Annotated in this window: 15 protein-coding genes; 6 read left to right on the forward strand and 9 right to left on the reverse strand. The window is 63.5% G+C overall.

Annotation, left to right across the window (positions count from 1 at the left end):
- Positions 1-616 precede the first annotated feature (616 nt).
- Positions 617-1,036, reverse strand: coding sequence for a DUF1801 domain-containing protein (locus JQ611_RS40540; RefSeq protein ID WP_312012401.1), 420 nt, complete (start codon positions 1,034-1,036; stop codon positions 617-619).
- 253 nt (positions 1,037-1,289) lie between these two features.
- Between JQ611_RS40540 and JQ611_RS40545 the strand changes: the two genes are divergently transcribed.
- Entirely contained in the window at positions 1,290-2,012 is a 723-nt protein-coding gene (locus tag JQ611_RS40545) for an RDD family protein (RefSeq protein WP_212468745.1), read from the forward strand.
- A gap of 14 nt (positions 2,013-2,026) precedes the next feature.
- Here the strand turns inward: JQ611_RS40545 and JQ611_RS40550 are convergent, their stop codons facing one another.
- From JQ611_RS40550 to lepA, 3 genes are all read right to left on the reverse strand, one after another.
- The gene (locus JQ611_RS40550; RefSeq protein WP_212468746.1) at positions 2,027-3,199 is read right to left on the reverse strand and encodes an acyl-CoA dehydrogenase family protein; all 1,173 of its coding nucleotides are present in this window, start codon (positions 3,197-3,199) and stop codon (positions 2,027-2,029) included.
- Positions 3,200-3,289: 90 nt separating this feature from the next.
- Positions 3,290-4,537 carry an MFS transporter gene (locus JQ611_RS40555; protein WP_212468747.1) on the reverse strand — a complete coding sequence of 416 codons (1,248 nt, stop codon included), beginning with the start codon at positions 4,535-4,537 and terminating at the stop codon, positions 3,290-3,292.
- Positions 4,538-4,708: 171 nt separating this feature from the next.
- Positions 4,709-6,520, reverse strand: a complete 1,812-nt coding sequence (lepA, locus tag JQ611_RS40560; protein WP_212265806.1) for a translation elongation factor 4 — start codon at positions 6,518-6,520, stop codon at positions 4,709-4,711.
- A 115-nt stretch (positions 6,521-6,635) separates the two neighbouring features.
- On the opposite strand from lepA, the gene JQ611_RS40565 reads away from it, so the two are divergent.
- Both JQ611_RS40565 and JQ611_RS40570 read left to right on the forward strand, forming a co-directional pair.
- Positions 6,636-8,240 carry a glycosyltransferase family 39 protein gene (locus JQ611_RS40565; RefSeq protein WP_212468748.1) on the forward strand — a complete coding sequence of 535 codons (1,605 nt, stop codon included), beginning with the start codon at positions 6,636-6,638 and terminating at the stop codon, positions 8,238-8,240.
- Between the two features lie 43 nt (positions 8,241-8,283).
- Complete coding sequence (locus JQ611_RS40570; RefSeq protein ID WP_212468749.1) at positions 8,284-9,081, forward strand: SDR family NAD(P)-dependent oxidoreductase; 798 nt, start codon at positions 8,284-8,286, stop codon at positions 9,079-9,081.
- Positions 9,082-9,169: 88 nt separating this feature from the next.
- Here the strand turns inward: JQ611_RS40570 and JQ611_RS40575 are convergent, their stop codons facing one another.
- From JQ611_RS40575 to JQ611_RS40595, 5 genes are all read right to left on the reverse strand, one after another.
- A complete protein-coding gene (locus JQ611_RS40575; RefSeq protein ID WP_212265809.1) occupies positions 9,170-9,496 on the reverse strand; it encodes an HPr family phosphocarrier protein in 327 nt (108 codons plus the stop codon).
- Entirely contained in the window at positions 9,493-9,894 is a 402-nt protein-coding gene (locus JQ611_RS40580) for a PTS sugar transporter subunit IIA (RefSeq protein WP_021076632.1), read from the reverse strand. The genes JQ611_RS40575 and JQ611_RS40580 overlap by 4 nt, the downstream gene beginning before the upstream one ends.
- Positions 9,895-10,027: 133 nt before the next feature.
- Positions 10,028-10,549, reverse strand: coding sequence for an HPr kinase/phosphorylase (locus JQ611_RS40585; protein WP_212468750.1), 522 nt, complete (start codon positions 10,547-10,549; stop codon positions 10,028-10,030).
- A complete protein-coding gene (locus JQ611_RS40590; protein ID WP_212468751.1) occupies positions 10,546-12,357 on the reverse strand; it encodes a sensor histidine kinase in 1,812 nt (603 codons plus the stop codon). Before JQ611_RS40590 ends, JQ611_RS40585 begins: the two co-directional genes overlap by 4 nt.
- Before the next feature lie 172 nt (positions 12,358-12,529).
- Positions 12,530-13,231, reverse strand: a complete 702-nt coding sequence (locus JQ611_RS40595; protein WP_016843287.1) for a response regulator transcription factor — start codon at positions 13,229-13,231, stop codon at positions 12,530-12,532.
- A 214-nt stretch (positions 13,232-13,445) separates the two neighbouring features.
- Here JQ611_RS40595 and JQ611_RS40600 point away from each other — a divergent pair, with 214 nt between their 5' ends.
- The 3 genes from JQ611_RS40600 to JQ611_RS40610 all read left to right on the forward strand — a co-directional run.
- Positions 13,446-14,192, forward strand: coding sequence for a HugZ family protein (locus JQ611_RS40600; RefSeq protein WP_212265812.1), 747 nt, complete (start codon positions 13,446-13,448; stop codon positions 14,190-14,192).
- 93 nt (positions 14,193-14,285) lie between these two features.
- Positions 14,286-16,904 (forward strand): CHAT domain-containing tetratricopeptide repeat protein, encoded by a 2,619-nt coding sequence (locus tag JQ611_RS40605; protein WP_212468753.1) that lies wholly within the window; start codon positions 14,286-14,288, stop codon positions 16,902-16,904.
- Positions 16,905-17,191: 287 nt separating this feature from the next.
- Positions 17,192-17,439, forward strand: a 248-nt coding sequence (locus JQ611_RS40610) for a phosphoenolpyruvate carboxykinase (ATP) (protein ID WP_212468752.1), incomplete at its 3' end; no start/stop codon positions are given.

The raw sequence follows: 17,439 nt of genomic DNA on the forward strand, positions 1-17,439 counted from the left end.
CACTCAGAGGGCGTCGGCCGTCGTCACGGACGTTGGACGGGTTGCGGTGGACGCTGGTTTACGCCTCGACGACGGCGCGGACTAAGCGTACGGCAAAACCGTGTGGTCCTGGCGCCCGTTGCAGGTGTCAAGCTGTCGGGTAGGCGAGAGCCGAACGGCAGCGACGGAGTCAACCAAGAACTCGTCTCCGGGGAGATCACGGCATAAGCCGTAAAGCCATTGCGCAGGGAAGGCCGGGTGTTCTCCGCTGCCCTGTATGCTCGTGTGCACTTTGTTTTGTGCAAACCGCACGCGAGACCGCGGGTGCAGCGCGCATCCGGTCTTCCCTGCGCCCTCTCGATAAGAGGGCGGGAAGTTTCTGGCAGAGCTCGGACGCAGTGCGCCGCGAGAAGGTGAAACTGCGTTCAGTGCACGGTGCAGCAACAAACACCGCCGTCGTCCCGGCCTTGAGCTCAGATGCGCAATTGCGCATCGGGGGACCCATAACCACAGGAAGACGTTTTGCGAAAGGTCTCTGCGACCAAGCCTTCATCGAGAGATCACGCGGTATGGGTCCCGGCTCAAGGCCGGGACGACGCGCGGAACGAGCGTTGTGCGTCCTCACAATGACGGCGAGTTACTTCGCACCGTTCTTCCGCTTCCCCAAATGATACGTCAGCGCCAGCGCCACGCAGTGGCGCAACTCGGCCTCGGGCACCTTATCCTCCGCGCCAAGAAGGATGGCCCGGTTTCCTTCGTAACGCAGCTCCGGGTAGAGCTCGCGAAACGTCTCGACCAGATTGGTCTGGCAATGGAAGTAGACCGCGTATTGCCCGGGCACGGGCTTGACCTGGTCGATCCGGATCGTGCTGCCGCTTTTGGTCTCCGGCGTGAGATAGCTCGGCTGCCCCCATTTCAACGTCTCTTCCAGCGCGCCGACGCCCTTGGTGGTTTTCGCGGTATCGAAGATGAGCCGGCGCAGCGCCAGCAATCTGGCTTTGACCGGTTTCGGATAGGCATTGAAGACGGCTTCGACGGCGGGGGCCGAAGCTGCCACGGGTAGTCTCTTTGCGGTGCCGCTCTTTGCCGTGGTCTTCATCGCGGTCGTCCGAATATCCGAGCATGCCATTGCTGAAACAGGATAGGGCAGTTGGTCGACGAGCGGAAGCCGCGCCAGAGCCGTTCGCACGATAGAACCACGATTGTCCTCGTGCCGTCTCATGGGAGGCTCTCCATTACAGGGAGCCTGCTGGACTCGTCTCTTCTCAAGTTTATAGAATATGAGCCAGAATCAAAATCGAACGTCGCATATGCCCCTTGATGCCGCCGCGTCCGCTCCACTCTATGCGCGATTTTCTCGCCGCTTTCGAGGGATCGTGGTCGACTGGGCCATCGCCATGGCCGTCCTCTTCGGTGCGGTTATGCTGGCGGTTTCGGTAGAGAACGATAATTTTTCCCGAGCACTGGGATGTCTGGTGATTGCCACGTTGCTGCTCTATGAGCCGATTCTGGTGTCGTTCACCGGCGGCACGCTGGGGCATCATTTGACCAATCTGCGCGTTGTTGACGATCGTAGCGGCGGCAACGTAAGTTTTCTCAAGGCCTGCGCCCGCGTCGTCCTCAAAGGTGTGCTTGGCTGGTACTCGTTCGTGATCCTGGCGGCGACACGCCGCAACCAGGCGGTTCACGATCTGCTGACGCGGTCGACCGTGCAAATCCGTGATCCTGCCAAAGCGCGATCTGGCCAATACATTACCGAACGCGTTGAACCTGTGGCCTTGGGCATGCCGTCCCCCGTGCGGCGGGCTGCAGTCATTTGCGTCTACTGGCTGTTGCTGTTTGTCAGCTTGCTGGTCATTCTTGCGGCAATGGCTGCCGCTGGATTGATGTCGCGTAGTTGTGTCTACGGGGATTACTGTTCGGGCGTCGACAGGATGTTGAACCTTGTCACCAGCGTCGCGTTCCTCGTGATGCTGGCGGTCGTCGTTGCGCTGGGTTGGAAAGGTAGACTGTTCGGCGCGCGCAAGGCCTGATGCGGTTCGTTCCCTCAACGTGCCGTCGGCGGCGCGTCGAGATTGGCGAGCAGAATCGCCTTACCGGCATCTTCGTAATGGGTATCGCGGGCCTGGATCTGCTGCGCGATGGCGTGGATGTCGCGAAAACGCCGTTCGAACTTGTTGGCGCTGAAGACGGCGGTGGCGCCGGCCATGTGATAGGCGGTGTCGACCACGGAGGCCGATTGATGGATGGTCCAGGTCGCGGCAATCCGCAGCGCGATTCGGTGCTGTTCGGTGATGGCGTCGCCGCGCGCCAGGTCGCGCCAGACCTCAGCCGCGGTGGTGTAGAGATAGGCGCGCGCGGCGCGCAAGCTCGCCTCGGTGCGCCCGATCAGGCCCTGCACGGCGTTGTTGTCGCGCATCGCCTTGAGGCCTTGCGGCGTCTTGCCGCGCGCCAGATCGGTGGCGGCATCCAGCGTCGCGCGCGCGACGCCGAGCGAGGTCGCGGCAAAGCCCATGCTGAACACCATGTTGGTGGAGAGCTTGTAGAGCGGGCCGTTTTCGCGGAGCGCCGCAGGGTCGTCGCGCAGCGCGGCGAATTTATCGGGGATGAACAGATTGTCGACCGAGTAGGAATCGGTGCCGGTGCCGCGCAGACCGATGACGTCCCAGACGTCATACATCGTGGCATCAGCCACCGGAAACAGGATGGTGCGAATTTCCGGCGAGCCGTCCGCCTTGCGCCGCGGGCTGCCGTCGGCCTCGACGACCCTGACATGGGCGCCGAGCCAGCTCGCCTGCCGGGAGCCGCTGGCAAAATCCCAGCGCGCGCTGGCCTTGTAGCCGCCGGGCACGACCTGCACTTCATGCTTGATCGCGCCCCAGGCGAGGATGCCGGGCGCGACGTTGAAAATCTCGCTGGCGGCATCGGCATCGAGATAGGCCGCGGTCATGGCGCAGACGCTGCATTGGCCGAGGCACCAGGCGGTGGAGGCATCGGCCTTGGCGATTTCCTCCTGCATCTGCATGAAGATCTCGAGCGGCAATTCGGCGCCGCCGAGGCTCTGCGGCAGCAACGAACGATAAAGCCCGTTCTCGATCAGGGCCTCGGTTACATCAGGCGTCAGCCGCCGCGTCCGCTCGATTTCGTCGGCGTCGCGCGCGATCAATGGCTGCAGCATGCGCGCGCGCTCGACGAGGTCGAGGCCGGGGTGCTTGTTCATGCGCTTCCTCGCATTGTCTTATTTTGTTTGCGCGAGGGGCGATGGTGGCCCATCCGCCGCCTCCGATCAAGGCGGCGGAGGATACGCGTCTCAGGCTGCGGCGCGTCCGAGATCGAGCGACGGTTGCGATGGCCGCTTCGCCGACGGGAAACTCAGCGCCACCGCGACCGCGGTAATGCCGATCGCAAACGAGCCGACGTAGAGCCAGTTATAGGCGTGGAAAGTGTCGAACACCCACCCGCCGGCCAATGGCCCCAGCGCCATGCCGAGGCTGGCAAAGGCGGAGACCGCGCCGAACACCGTGCCCATGATGCGCGCGCCGAAATATTCGCGCACCAGCACCGCATAGAGCGGCATCACGCCGCCATAGGCGAGCCCGAAGATCACAGACAGCGCATAGAACTCGCCGAGCTGGCCGACCGCGAGATAGGTCGCGACCGACATCGCCTGCACGAACAGTCCGCCGACCAGCACCGGCTTGGCGCCGAGGCGATCGGCCATGACGCCGAGCAGCAGCCGGCCGCCGAGTCCGGAGAATCCGGCAAGGCTGTAGACCGTGACGGCGGTCAGGGGCGCGATGCCGCAGATCATCGCGTAGCTCACCATGTGGAAGATCGGCCCCGAATGCGCCGCGCAGCAGGCGAAATGTGCCAGCGCCAGCGTGATGAATTGCGGGGTGCGCAATGCCTGCCCGACCGTCCATTGTACTTCCGGCACGTCAGGTCCGCCGCTCACGGGTGCTGCGGCCGGCGGCGCCGGACGCACCAGGAACGACGCCGGGATCAGCAGCGCCCAGGATGCGATGCCGATCACCAGCATCGCAGTGCGCCAGTCATAGGCGGTGATCAGCCAGCTTGCGAATGGCGCGATCGTCAGCGGCGACACGCCCATGCCGGCCGACACCAGCGCCACCGCAAGGCTGCGGCGATGTTCGATCCAGGCGCTCGCCACCGCGACCATCGGCGCATAGAAACTCCCCGCAGCGATCCCGATCAATACGCCGAAGAAAAACTGGAATTGCCAGAGACTCGTGGCCTGGCTCGCGCCGACCAGGCCGATACCCAGCAGCACGGCGCCGGCCAAAACCACGATGCGGGTTCCGAGCCGGTCGGACAGCGCGCCCCAGAAGAACGCCGCAAATCCCATGGCAAGGAAATCGATCGTCGCCGCCGCCGAGACGCCGCTGACCGACCAGCCCGTATCCGTCGCAATCGGCTGCAGGAACACCGCCAGCGAGAGCATCGTGCCAAAGCCGACACAGGTCATCAGCGCGCCTGCGCCGACGACGATCCAGCCATAGGAGGAGCCGGACTGGGAGAAACCGGCGGGCTTGCTCATGCGTTTCCTCGCGCTTGTAATATTTTTTGTGTGCGCGGGACGATGGTGACCTATCCGCCGCGGCAGAGCAAGGCGGCGGATGAATGGCCGGTCACAGGTTTTCGCATCTCACCGCCAGGGTCGGGCGGCGCAGGGTCGTCGAGCCAGCGGGCAAAGTGCGCGAAGCGGGCCTCAGCTATCCACCTTCAGCGCGGCAATGAAGGCTTCCTGCGGGATGTCAACCTTGCCGAACTGCCGCATCTTCTTCTTGCCTTCCTTCTGCTTCTCCAGAAGCTTGCGCTTGCGCGTGATGTCACCGCCGTAGCATTTCGCGGTGACGTCCTTGCGCAGCGCGCGGACGGTCTCGCGGGCGATCACCTTGCCGCCGATCGCAGCCTGGATCGGAATCACGAACATGTGCGGCGGGATCAGTTCCTTCATCCGCTCGACCATGGCGCGGCCGCGGCCTTCGGCGCGGGTGCGATGCACCAGCATCGACAATGCGTCCACCGGCTCGAGGTTGACGAGGATCTGCATCTTGACGAGATCCGCGGGCTTGTAGTCGGTCAGATGATAATCGAACGAGGCGTAGCCCTTCGAGACCGATTTGAGCCGGTCGTAGAAATCGAACACGACCTCGTTGAGCGGCAGATCATACTTCACCATCGCGCGCGAGCCGACATACGTCAGCTCCTTCTGCGAACCACGGCGGTCCTGGCAAAGCTTCAGCACGCTGCCGAGATATTCGTCCGGCGTCAGGATGGTGGCTTCGATCCATGGCTCCTGGATCTCGGCGATCTTGACCACGTCGGGCATGTCGACGGGATTGTGGATTTCGATCTCCTGACCGTCAGTCAGGTGCATCTTGTAGATCACGCTCGGCGCGGTCGCGATCAGGTTGAGATCGAATTCGCGCGACAGCCGCTCCTGGATGATCTCCAGATGCAACAGCCCGAGGAAGCCGCAGCGGAAGCCGAAGCCGAGCGCCGCCGACGTCTCCATCTCGAACGAGAAGCTTGCATCGTTGAGGCGCAGTTTGCCCATCGCTGCGCGCAACGTTTCGAAGTCGTCGGCATCGACCGGGAACAGGCCGCAGAACACCACGGGTATCGCGGGCTTGAAGCCCGGCAACATGTCGGTGATCGGCTTGCGGTCGTCGGTGATGGTATCGCCGACGCGGGTGTCGGCGACTTCCTTGATCGCGGCGGTGATGAAACCGATCTCGCCGGGGCCGAGTTCGTCGATCTGCGTCATCTTCGGCGTGAAGAAGCCGACGCGCTCGACGTCATAGGCGGCGTTGGTGCCCATCATTCGGATGCGGCTGCCCTTCTTCATCACGCCATCGACGACGCGAATGAGAACAACGACGCCGAGATAGACGTCGTACCAGCTATCGACCAGAAGCGCCTTCAGCGTCGCGTTGCGGTCGCCCTTCGGCGGCGGCAGGCGGGTGACGATGGCTTCCAGCACGTCGGGAATGCCAAGCCCGGTCTTGGCCGAGATCATCACCGCGTCAGCGGCGCTGATGCCGATTACGTCCTCGATCTGCTGCCTGACCTTTTCGGGTTCGGCCGCAGGCAGGTCGACCTTGTTGAGGACCGGCACGATCTCATGACCCGCGTCGAGCGCGTGGTAGACGTTGGCGAGCGTCTGCGCCTCGACGCCCTGGCTGGCGTCGACCACCAGCAGCGATCCTTCACAGGCCGCCAGCGAGCGCGAGACTTCGTAGGCGAAGTCGACATGGCCCGGCGTGTCCATCAGGTTGAAGATGTAATCCTTGCCGTCCTTGGCGCGGTAGTTCAGCCGGACGGTCTGCGCCTTGATGGTGATGCCGCGCTCGCGCTCGATATCCATGGAATCGAGCACCTGCTCCTTGCCCGCCATTTCGCGATCGGTCAGCCCGCCGGTGGTCTGGATCAGGCGGTCGGCCAGCGTCGATTTGCCATGGTCGATATGGGCGACGATGGAGAAGTTGCGGATGTTGGAAATCGGGGCAGTTGTCATGGGGCGCGGGATAGCATTCACATCCCCGTGCGGCAACCATATTGCTGTATTTTAAGGGGCATTCTTCACGCCAAGCTGATTCCACGCGCGCCAAAAACGCGCTACGCACTCCTCCATGTCGACTGCATCAATTTTACCCGCCGCCGCTCGTTCCCGGCGCAGATTGTCCGTCCGGCGGCTGGCGGCATGGCTGGCCTCATGCGCCAGCGACCCCAAGGGCGCTTTGTGGCTGGTGAGCGGCTTTGCCGTGGTCCATGCCGCGCTCTGGACGCTGATCCTGGTCAATCTGAAGACCGGCCAGGACATCCATATGGACGTCGCCGAGGCGTTCGGCTGGGGCCAGAAGTTCCTGTTCGGCTATGGCAAGCATCCGCCGCTGTCGGGATGGGTGGCGGGCGCCTGGTTCAGGCTGTTTCCGGTCACCGATTGGGCGACCTATGCGCTGGCGATGGCGACGCTGGGCTTGGGGCTCGTGATCTGCTGGCTGCTGGCGCTGCGCGTGGTCGATCACCGCCGCGCCTTCCTCGTCGTGGTGATGCTCGCGCTCTATCCGATCTTCAACTTCAAGGGCTTCAAGTACAATCCGGACCTGCTGCAGCTGGTGACGCTGCCGCTTCTGGTGCTGGCCTATCTCGACGCATTCGAGAAGCGGAGCGTGAAATCCGGATGGTTGCTTGGGATCGCCGGCGCGCTGGCGCTGATGACCAAATACTGGGCGCTGACGATGATCGGCGCCATCGGCCTCGCCGCGCTGATCCACCCGCAGCGCCTGCAATTCCTGCGCTCGCCGGCGCCGTGGGTGGCCATCTTCGTGCTCGTCGTGGCGATGGTCCCGCACTTCCTCTGGCTCCGGGACGTGAATTTCGTCCCGTTCACCTATGCCGGCGAGATCTATTCGATCAGCGACCGCCGCATGATCGACAACCTCGCGCTCGGTTATGTCGGCCATAATCTGGCGCTGCTGGCATTGCCGGTGGTGCTGGCGGGAGTAGCGCTGGCGTGGCCGTCGCGCTGGCGCAAGCCGTCTTTTGCGTTCTGGTCGCGCGGCGCGAATGCCAGCGTGAACACCACGCAGGCGCTCAATGTCTGGCTGATCCAGGCGGTGGTCGCGATCGGGCCGCCGCTCGGCGCGGTGCTGTTCCAGATCTACATCAAGACCGATTGGGGCATCCCGCTGTTCTTCCTGGTGCCGCTGGCGCTGATCGCGATCCCCGCGTTGCGGGTGCGGAGCATCGCGTTGCTGCGGCTGACCACGACCTGGCTGGTGCTGACGCTGGCGGTGTTGATCGCATCGCCGCAGATCGCTGCCTATGATGCCGGCCAGCATCGCAACGAGGGGGCAAGCTACCGGGCGCGCTCCGAACTCGCCCGCGAACTGACGGAAGTCTGGCACCGGCGGTTTTTCTCAGCCTTGCCGGTGGTTGCGGCCTATAGCGATATCGGCCACCCCGTTACGTTCTACAGCGCCGATCATCCGGCGGTCCTGACGCCGTACGAGCCGTGGTCGTCCGGGCTGACCTCGCTCGAAGAGGCCAAGCGATCCGGCTTTATCGGGATCTGCGAAACCGGCGACTGGAAGCTGGAAAAATGCGAGGCATGGATGAATGCCCATGCTGCCAATGGCGAGCGTATGGTGGTCACCACGCGAAGGTTTTTCTCAGGGGGGCCGGGCGCCGCCACGATCTGGAACGTGATTGTGGTGCCGCCGGAAAAGAAATAGGCGGCGAACAAGAAGATTTGGGCAAGAAAATTTAGGGGAACGCATGAATCTCGATCTGACTGGAAAGACCGCGCTCGTCACCGGCTCGACGCGCGGCATCGGTCTCGCAACCGCCATCGGGCTCGCGCGGATGGGTGTGGAAGTCATCGTCAATGGCCGCGAGCAAGCTGCTGTCACTGAAGCAATGACAAAAGTCCGGCAGGCAGCGCCTGCCGCCGAGGTGCACTCGGCGGCGGTCGATCTCGGAGGCGCCGAAGGCTGCGCCGCGCTTACAGCGCAATTTCCCGAAGTCGACATCCTCGTCAACAATCTCGGCATCTACGAGCCGAAAGGATTCTTCGATATCGAGGATTCCGACTGGACCAGGATGTTCGAAGTCAACGTGATGAGCGGCGTGCGGCTCACCCGGCATTATCTGAAGCGGATGCTGGACAACAAGGATTGGGGCCGCGTCGTGTTCGTCTCCAGCGAATCCGGCGTCTTCATTCCCAAGGAGATGGTTCACTACGGCTTCTCCAAGGCCGCCCAGCTCGTGGTGGCGCGCGGCGCCGCCGAACTCACCAAGGGGACCAACGTGACCGTCAATTCGGTCATGCCTGGGCCGACCTGGGTCGAGATGGCGCCGGTGCGGCTGGCCGCGCGTGCCAAGGGCATGGGAACGACCGTCGACGATCTCGTGGCGCGTACCTTCAGCGAACGGCGGCCGGCCTCGCTGTTGCAGCGCTATGCCGAGCCCGAGGAGATCGCCAATCTGATCTGCTACGTCTGCTCGAAGGCCTCCAGCGCCACCAACGGCGCCGCATTGCGCGCCGACGGCGGCATCGTCACCAATCCGTTTTGAGATGGCGATGATCTGGATGGATGGTGGGCACGGCGCAGCTGCGCCTTTGCCCACCCTACCAGAGCGCAGCGCTACGAGCGTCTAGCGCTCAAACGCCTTCTTCGTTGAACTTGTCGGCGACGAGACCCGCGATCGCATCCACCGCGGCCTGCGCCTCGGGGCCGGTGGCGGAAACCGTCACCGTGGTGCCGGGGCCCGCGGCCAGCATCATCAATCCCATGATCGAGGTGCCGCCGACGGTCTCGTTGCCGCGCGTCACCCAGACCTCGGCGTTGAAACGCTCGACCATCTGGACGAACTTGGCCGACGCGCGCGCGTGCAGTCCGCGTTTGTTGATGATGAGAAGTTCGCGGGAAATGGCGCCGGCCGGCACGCTCGGCCCGACGTCGTTTCCGGGCGCGGCCTCGTCGCTCATTTGCCGGCGAGTACGCGGCTGGCGATGGTGACGTACTTGCGACCGGCTTCCTGGGCCATCGCGATGGCGTCCGGAAGCGAGCGCTCTTCGCGCACCTTGGCAAGCTTCACCAGCATGGGAAGGTTGATACCTGCGAGTACTTCCACCTTGGGGCGGCTCATACAGGAGATCGCCAGGTTGGAGGGTGTGCCACCGAACATGTCGGTAAGGATAGCAACCCCATCGCCACTGTCGACGCGATTCACCGCTTCGATAATGTCGCTTCGACACAAATCGGAGTCGTCCTCGGCTCCGATCGTAATCGCTTCAATTTGTTTCTGCGGACCCATGACATGTTCGAGCGCCGCCCTGAACTCGTCGGCAAGGCGCCCATGGGTCACAAGCACTAGACCAATCATCGGAAACTCCTCGCGGGTGCTTTTGGTGCACCGCACGAACGCGCCACTTTGACCATCCAGAGGCCCCGCGCAAGAGGGCATCTTGGCTATTCTCCCGGAAATCGGTGGCAAGAGAGGGGAGCCTGCGCCGGTCTTATTCGGTCGCGATAGTGGGGCTTATATGGTTACCAAACCCCTTCACACAATCGGCCGTATTATTACCGGAAGGTGAACTTTCAGTTGTCGTCAGCGCGGCGACAACCAGCGGAAGGGGCTGAAAGCCGGTTCCGACAGGGATTCTTGGTATCAAAACACCATTAAGGCTGACTACAAGGGCTTCGGGCGGTGGCAGCCGTTCCGCGTCGTCAGCCGCGAGATCGACAACCAGACCGACTACCGCCTCGCTGACGCAATCACTGCTACGAATCCCGAGGCCCCGGATTTCGATCAGGCCGGCCAACTCAGCCGCCGGGCGGACCCACAATTCTCCGGCCAGTGTGTCGAGATGGACACGGTCATCGCCCACCAAAATGGCCGGTGGAACCTGGCCGGTACGGCCGGCCAGAATCAGGTCGAAGGCCAGCCGTGACTTGCCGGAACCCGACGGCCCGCGGATCAGGACGGCGCGGTCGCCAACCAGCACGGCGGAGGCGTGCACGCTGGCATTCTCGGTCATGGCGTCGGCAGCCTGACCACGAAGCGCGCGCCCGATACCGTCGGGTTGCCGTCGGCGTCGGCCGGACCGGCGCGGTTTTCCGCCCAGATACGCCCGCCATGGGCCTCGATGATCTGCTTGGAGATCGACAGCCCGAGGCCGGAATTCTGGCCAAAACCCTGATGCGGCCGGTCGGTGTAAAAGCGCTCGAAGATGCGCTCGAGCGCATCCTCGCCGATGCCCGGGCCGTCGTCATCGACCACGATTTCGACTTCCGAACGGACGCGGCGGCAGACGATGCGCACCTTGCCGCCGGCGTGGGAGAACGATTGAGCGTTCGACAGGAGGTTGGAGATGACCTGGCCGAGCCGCGAATCATGGCCGGGCACCGAGAAGGTATCGGTCGGGGTGCGGCCCTCGAAGCGCGCCTCGACGGAGACGTCGTGGCCGAGCTTGGTTTCATTGGCGACCGAGGTCAGCGTCGTCAGCAAGCGCCTGAAATCGACCGGCGCCATATCCTGCCGCTGCAGTTCGGCATCGAGGCGGCTGGCGTCGGAAATGTCTGATATCAGCCGGTCGAGCCGCCTGACGTCGTGTTCGATGACGGCGAGCAGGCGCGCGCGGCTGTTTTCATTGCGCGCCAGCGGCAGCGTTTCCACCGCCGAGCGCAGCGAGGTCAGCGGGTTCTTCAGTTCATGGGCGACGTCGGCGGCAAACATCTCGATTGCCTCGATGCGGCTATAGAGCGCGTTGGTCATGTCGCGCAGCGCGCCGGAAAGATGGCCGATCTCGTCGCGGCGGCGGGTGAAGTCGGGAATTTCGACACGGGTCTGGATGCGGCGGCGAACGCGCTCGGCGCCGTCGGCCAGTCGCCGCACCGGACCTGCGATCGTGCTCGCCAGCAGCAGCGACAATACGATCATGACGGCGGAGGCGACGCCGCCGATTTTCAGGATCGCCCAGCGCTCGGCGCCTACCATCTGGTCGATGTCGTCGCCCTGGGTCGTGAGCATCAGCGCGCCACGCACCGCGCGGAAGTGCTGCACCGGCACGGCGACCGACACGATGACCGCGCCGCGCTCATTGACGCGGACCATGCTGCTCTTCTGACCGCCCAGCGATTGCGCGACTTCCTGATAGCCTTTGCCGCCCTCGGGGCCGAGTTCGCGATAGATCGGCAGATCGCCGCGATTGAACCAGGTGCGGATCGCGGTCAGCGTCCGCTCCGCAATATTGGGCTTGTCGGCCGACGGTGGCGGCAATTCGAACCGCAGCACGTCGCCGCGGGCAAACAGATTGCGGCTGTCCAGGATAAGCCCGCCTTCGCGGTCAAAAATACGTGCGCGCGTCTTGGTCGGCGCGATCAGGCGGCGCAACACCGGCGCGACGCGCTCCGGGTTGATCGGAAAGTCGGAATACTCGTCCGGTATGCCATAGCTTTCCCCGGGCTTCAGATCGAGCAGGCGGTCGGGATCGACGGTGATGGTGCCGCCCTCGACGGTGGCCGAGGTCGCGATCGCTTCGGAGATGATCTCGGCATACACCAGCAAGCTCTGCGCGCGCGCCTCGATCAGGCCGGCGCGGAATTGCGACAGATAGAGGATGCTCGCCACCAGCGCGACGAGGCCCGCCAGATTGAGCGAGACGATACGGCGGGTGAGACTGGAGAAAGAGAGTGCAAAGAAGAATTGTCCGGCGCGACGCAACCAGCCCAGCGGCCGCCGCCAGCCCTGGCTCTGCGCCTTGTCGTCGGCAACGTAATCCCGATCGAGGGACGCAGATGCATCCTCGTTGTTCCGGCCCCGATTAGGCTGCGTTCGATCTAGCAATGGCTAAAACTGCCGGTTGTCTCGACTGTCCCTGCAAGCGCTGCTCGCGCGCTCAATCCTACCCCAGACGCGCCAAGGCGTCAGTTAACGAGCCGCTCGAGCATGATCCGGAAAAGTGGACACCGGTTTTCCGAAAAGATCATGCTCAAACAAAAAAGACCAGAAGTGCAGATCAGGCTTCCTTGAAGCGATAGCCGACGCCGTAGAGCGTCTCGATCATCTCGAAATCGTCGTCCACCACCTTGAACTTCTTGCGCAGCCGCTTGATGTGGCTGTCGATGGTGCGGTCGTCGACATAAACCTGATCGTCATAGGCCGCGTCCATCAGCGCGTTGCGGCTTTTCACCACACCGGGCCGCGTCGCCAACGCCTGCAGGATCAGGAACTCGGTCACGGTCAGCGTCACCGGCTCGTTCTTCCAGGTGCAGGTGTGACGCTCCGGATCCATTCGCAGCAGGCCGCGGTCGAGTGCACGTGCATCCGGCTCCTTCGGTGCGGCGGTCGGATCCTTGGGCTGTCCCCGGCGCAGCACGGCCTTGACGCGCTCGACCAGCAGGCGCTGGGAGAACGGCTTGCGGATGAAATCGTCGGCGCCCATCTTGAGGCCGAACAATTCGTCGATCTCTTCATCCTTGGAGGTGAGGAAGATGACCGGCAGATCGGACTTCTGCCGCAGCCGCCGCAGCGTCTCCATGCCGTCCATGCGCGGCATCTTGATGTCGAGGATCGCAAGGTCCGGCGGCGAGGTGCGGAAACCATCGAGCGCCGACGCACCATCCGTATAGGTCATGATGCGATAGCCTTCGGCTTCGAGCGCGATCGAGACGGAAGTGAGAATGTTGCGGTCGTCATCGACCAAGGCGATTGTGGGCATGAGCCTGCTTTCGAAAGAGAAGTGGCTTAAACGGCGGGCAATCCAGCCATGCGCCGTATAAATGGGCTTCGTATTCGGTCTACGAGCAATGCAAGCTGGGCTGAAGTGTGACCGAGTTCCGCAAAAACATTCCGCGGACGATGCGTAGCACCCATATAGCACCCTCAAGGCCTGAGCAAAGGGCCTTTTTGCAGTAAAATGGCTGGAAAAACCCATGCAACCGACGGCTGATTTTAACCCTTCCAAACTGGCCCGCTCGCTGCTGCGGCGCAGCCGGCAGGGCGCGTTGGGAACCCTGATGGCCGGCAGCGGCGATCCCTATTGCTCGCTGGTCAATATCGCCTGTCATTTTGACGCCTCGCCGATCCTGCTGATCTCTCGGCTGGCGCTGCACACCAGGAATATCCTGGCCGATAACAGGGTCTCGCTGATGCTGGACGAGCGCGCCGCGGGCGACCCGCTGGAGGGCGCCCGGATCATGCTGGCGGGGCGGGCCGAGGAGGCCGCGGGCGACCAGGCTGAGATCCTGCGCCGGCGCTACCTCAACGCCCATCCATCCGCGGAAGTCTTTGTAGACTTTAAGGATTTTTCGTTCTTCCGGATCGCACCCATAGGCGCCCATCTGGTCGCCGGCTTTGGCCGCATCATCGACCTGACACCCCAGCAGTTCCTGACCGATATCAGCGATGCGGAGGGGCTGCTGGAGGCCGAGCAGGGCGCCGTGGAACACATGAACGAGGACCACCGCGAGGCGATGAACCTCTACGCCACGCGCCTGCTCGGGGCCGACAGCGCCGACTGGGCCTGCACCGGCTGCGACCCCGATGGCATGGACATGCAGGCAGGCTCCGCCACGCTGCGGCTGGATTTCCCGGAACGGGTCACCAACGGGACTGCCCTGCGCAAGATGCTGGTCCGGTTGGCGGGCGAGGCGCGGGCCCAAGAGCCCGCCAAGCCCTAGGCAGCCACGCGAAAGCGGAATTTGAACGGCGGCGGCTATTCGCGCGACCTAATCGACGCCCGCGTCGAGATGGCCAAAGGTCAAGTCCGCATCATGAATTCCCGCAATCGATTGGTATTTTCGCTGTGCCTCGCGCTGCTGGCGACAACTTGCCTCAGTGCGCCGTCCTCGGCGCAAAAGAGCGAGACCGCGGCGGTCAGCGCCAAAATCAACGAGCTCAGCCGCGCCGGAAAATATGCCGAAGCTGTTGCGCTGGCGCAGGGGCAGGTCGAATCCCTGGAAAAGAAATACGGCCCTGCGCATCGCGACGTCGGAGCCGCGCTGAACAATCTGGCGCAGCTCTATGGCAGTCAGGGCCGGGACGCTGAAGCGGAGCCGCTGTCCAGGCGGGCCATTGCGATCCTGGAGAAGACGGCTGGCGCCGAGTCGCCGGAGATCGCCGCCGCGCTAAACAATCTCGCCGCGCTCTATCAGCGCCAGGAGCGCTACGCCGAAGCTGAGCCGCTGTTCAAGCGGGCACTGGCGATCCGCGAGCGGTCGCTGGGATCCGGGCATCCCGACGTCGCGCAGTCCCTGAACAATCTCGGCACCCATTACGAGAAGCAGGGCCGCCACGACGACTCCAAGCCGTTGTTCCGGCGCGCGCTGGCGATCTATGAGAAAGCGGCGGGTCCGGAGCATCCGGCGGTCGCGACGCTTCTGAACAATCTGGGTCAGGTCGAGAAGGTCGAGGGCCACTTTGCCAAAGCGGAGCCGCTGATCAAGCGCTCGCTGGCGATCCGCGAGAAAGTACTCGGCCCCGATCATCCCGACGTGGCGCGTTCGCTCAACAATCTGGCGGAGCTTTACGATGGGCCGACAGACCGTGTCCGTGATGCCGAGCGGCTGTTCGAGCGGGCGTTGGCGATCCGTGAACGCGCGGTCGGCCCCGATCATCCGGATACCGCCAGATCCATGAACAATCTGGCGCTGTTCCAAGCAAATACAGGTTACCCGGGAAAGGCGTTGCCGCTGGCGCTGCGGCTGATCGCGAGCGGGCGCGGGGAGCTCCGCGCCGTTCTTCCCGTGCTCGCGGACGCGGAGCGCAACAAACTGATACCGACCGACCAAGCGCTGGATGCGATGCTCAATGCGATCCAGCGCGGCACCCAGTCGTCGGCGGCGTCGGCCGTCAACAAGCTGGCGGTGCGGCTCGCCGCCGGCAACGACCGGCTCGCCGAACTGGTTCGCCGGGATCAGGATCTCGCCGCGGAAACGGAAGCGCTGGACAGGGCTCTGGTGGCGGCGGTCTCGAAAGAGCGATCGAAGCGAGACCTTGCTGCCGAGCAGCGGACCAAGGCCAGGCTTGCCGCCATTTCGACCGAACGCTCGTCGTTGCAAAAGACCTTGTCTGCGGAATTTCCCGATTACGCCGCGCTGTCGAATCCACTGCCAATGACGGTGAAGGAGATTCAGTCGCTGTTATCGGGCGATGAGGCGATGGTGCTGCTCACGGTCACGGTAAAGGACAGCTACGTCATTGCGATCACGCGCGAGGGATTTGACTGGTCCCCGATCGGGCGTGGCTCGGAAGGGCTGCATGAGTTGGTCGCCGATTTCCGCCGTGGACTGGATATCGCCAATGCCGGCGATTCGTCGGGAAAATCCACGCTGTTCAATCTCGAATCCGCCCATTGGCTGTACAACCACCTGCTGGGCCGCGTCGAGTCACGGCTGAAGGACAAGCGCAGCCTTCTGATTGTTCCCACGGGCGCGTTGACGGCGCTGCCGTTTCATTTGCTGGTGACGGAGAAGCCGCCGGCCGCGATCCCGGAAAAACTCGACGGTTATCGCGATGCCGCCTGGCTGCTCGAGCGTCACGCGGTGTCGGTGTTGCCGTCGGTCGCAAGCCTGAAGGCGCTGCGGGCGATTGCCCGCAAGGATCAAACCACCAAACCGATGACCGGTTTCGGCGATCCGCTGTTCAATCCGTTGCAGGATAGCACTGGCGACAAGCGCGGCGCAGCCAAGCCGGCGGCGATCAAGTCCGCGGCGCGCGGCGTCACCAACGTCGCCTATACCGACTTCTGGCAAGGCGCCGGGGTCGATCGCGCGCGGCTCTCTCGCGTGCTGTCGCAACTGCCTGATACCGCCGACGAGCTCAATGCGGTCGCAAAGGATCTCGGCGTTTCCGAGAGCGATATTCATCTCGGCGAGAACGCCAGCGAAACCACGGTCAAGCGCGCCCGGCTCGCCGATTACAGCATCGTCTATTTCGCGACCCACGGTCTCGTCGCCGGGGACGTGAAGGGGATCGCCGAGCCCTCGCTGGTGCTCAGTATTCCGAAGCAGCCGTCCGAACTCGACGACGGCCTGCTCACGTCGAGCGAAGTGGCGCAGCTGAAACTCAACGCCGATTGGGTGGTGCTATCAGCCTGCAACACGATCGCCGGCGACAAGCCCGGCGCCGAAGCGCTGTCGGGATTGGCGCGATCGTTCTTCTATGCCGGCGCGCGTGCATTGCTGGTGTCGCACTGGGCGGTGGATTCCGCGGCCGCGACGCGGCTGACGACATCGACCTTCGATCGCCTCAAGGCTGACCCGAAGCTTGGCCGGGCCGAGGCGCTGCGCCAGTCGATGCTGGCCTACCTCAACGATACTTCGTCGCCCCGAAATGCCTATCCGGCATTCTGGGCGCCGTTTGCGCTGATCGGCGAGGGTGCGCCGCGCTGAGCTTTACCGTGGATTGTGCGGCGCAAACCAAATGGTAGCGCTATCGCGCGGCTGATGGTCGCGTGTTGAGCGCTGCAAAACGCCCCGCGCCGCAACAAGTGTTTGATCCAGATCAAAGCCTTGGCTGGAATAAACCAAAATGCGCGGGATCGGCTTGGCAAGCACGGCGTTGCCAAGTATTAGGTCGCCGGACCGGAGCCGGAAGGCTATATTCAGTGGTCACCGCGACAGAAGCGCGTTTAGCGGCATTCGCGCGATCGAGATACGCGGGTTCGAGGAGGTTCTTCGTGCAAGAGACGGGTCTACGTAACGGTGCCTTTGGCGCCGATAAATTTGGCTTAAAGAAACTCAAAGAGGTGCATTGGAACCTCGGAGCGCCGCAGCTCTACCAATATTCGCTGTCATCCGGCGAAGCCGTGCTGTCCGCCGATGGCGCACTGTGCGCCGACACTGGCGAGTTCACCGGCCGCAGCCCGAAGGACAAGTTCACGGTGCGTGACACCTCCACCGAGAAGATGTGGTGGGCCGGCAACCA

It is taken from the genome of Bradyrhizobium sp. AUGA SZCCT0182 (assembly GCF_018130185.1).
In the GTDB taxonomy this organism is placed as follows: Bacteria; Pseudomonadota; Alphaproteobacteria; order Rhizobiales; family Xanthobacteraceae; genus Bradyrhizobium.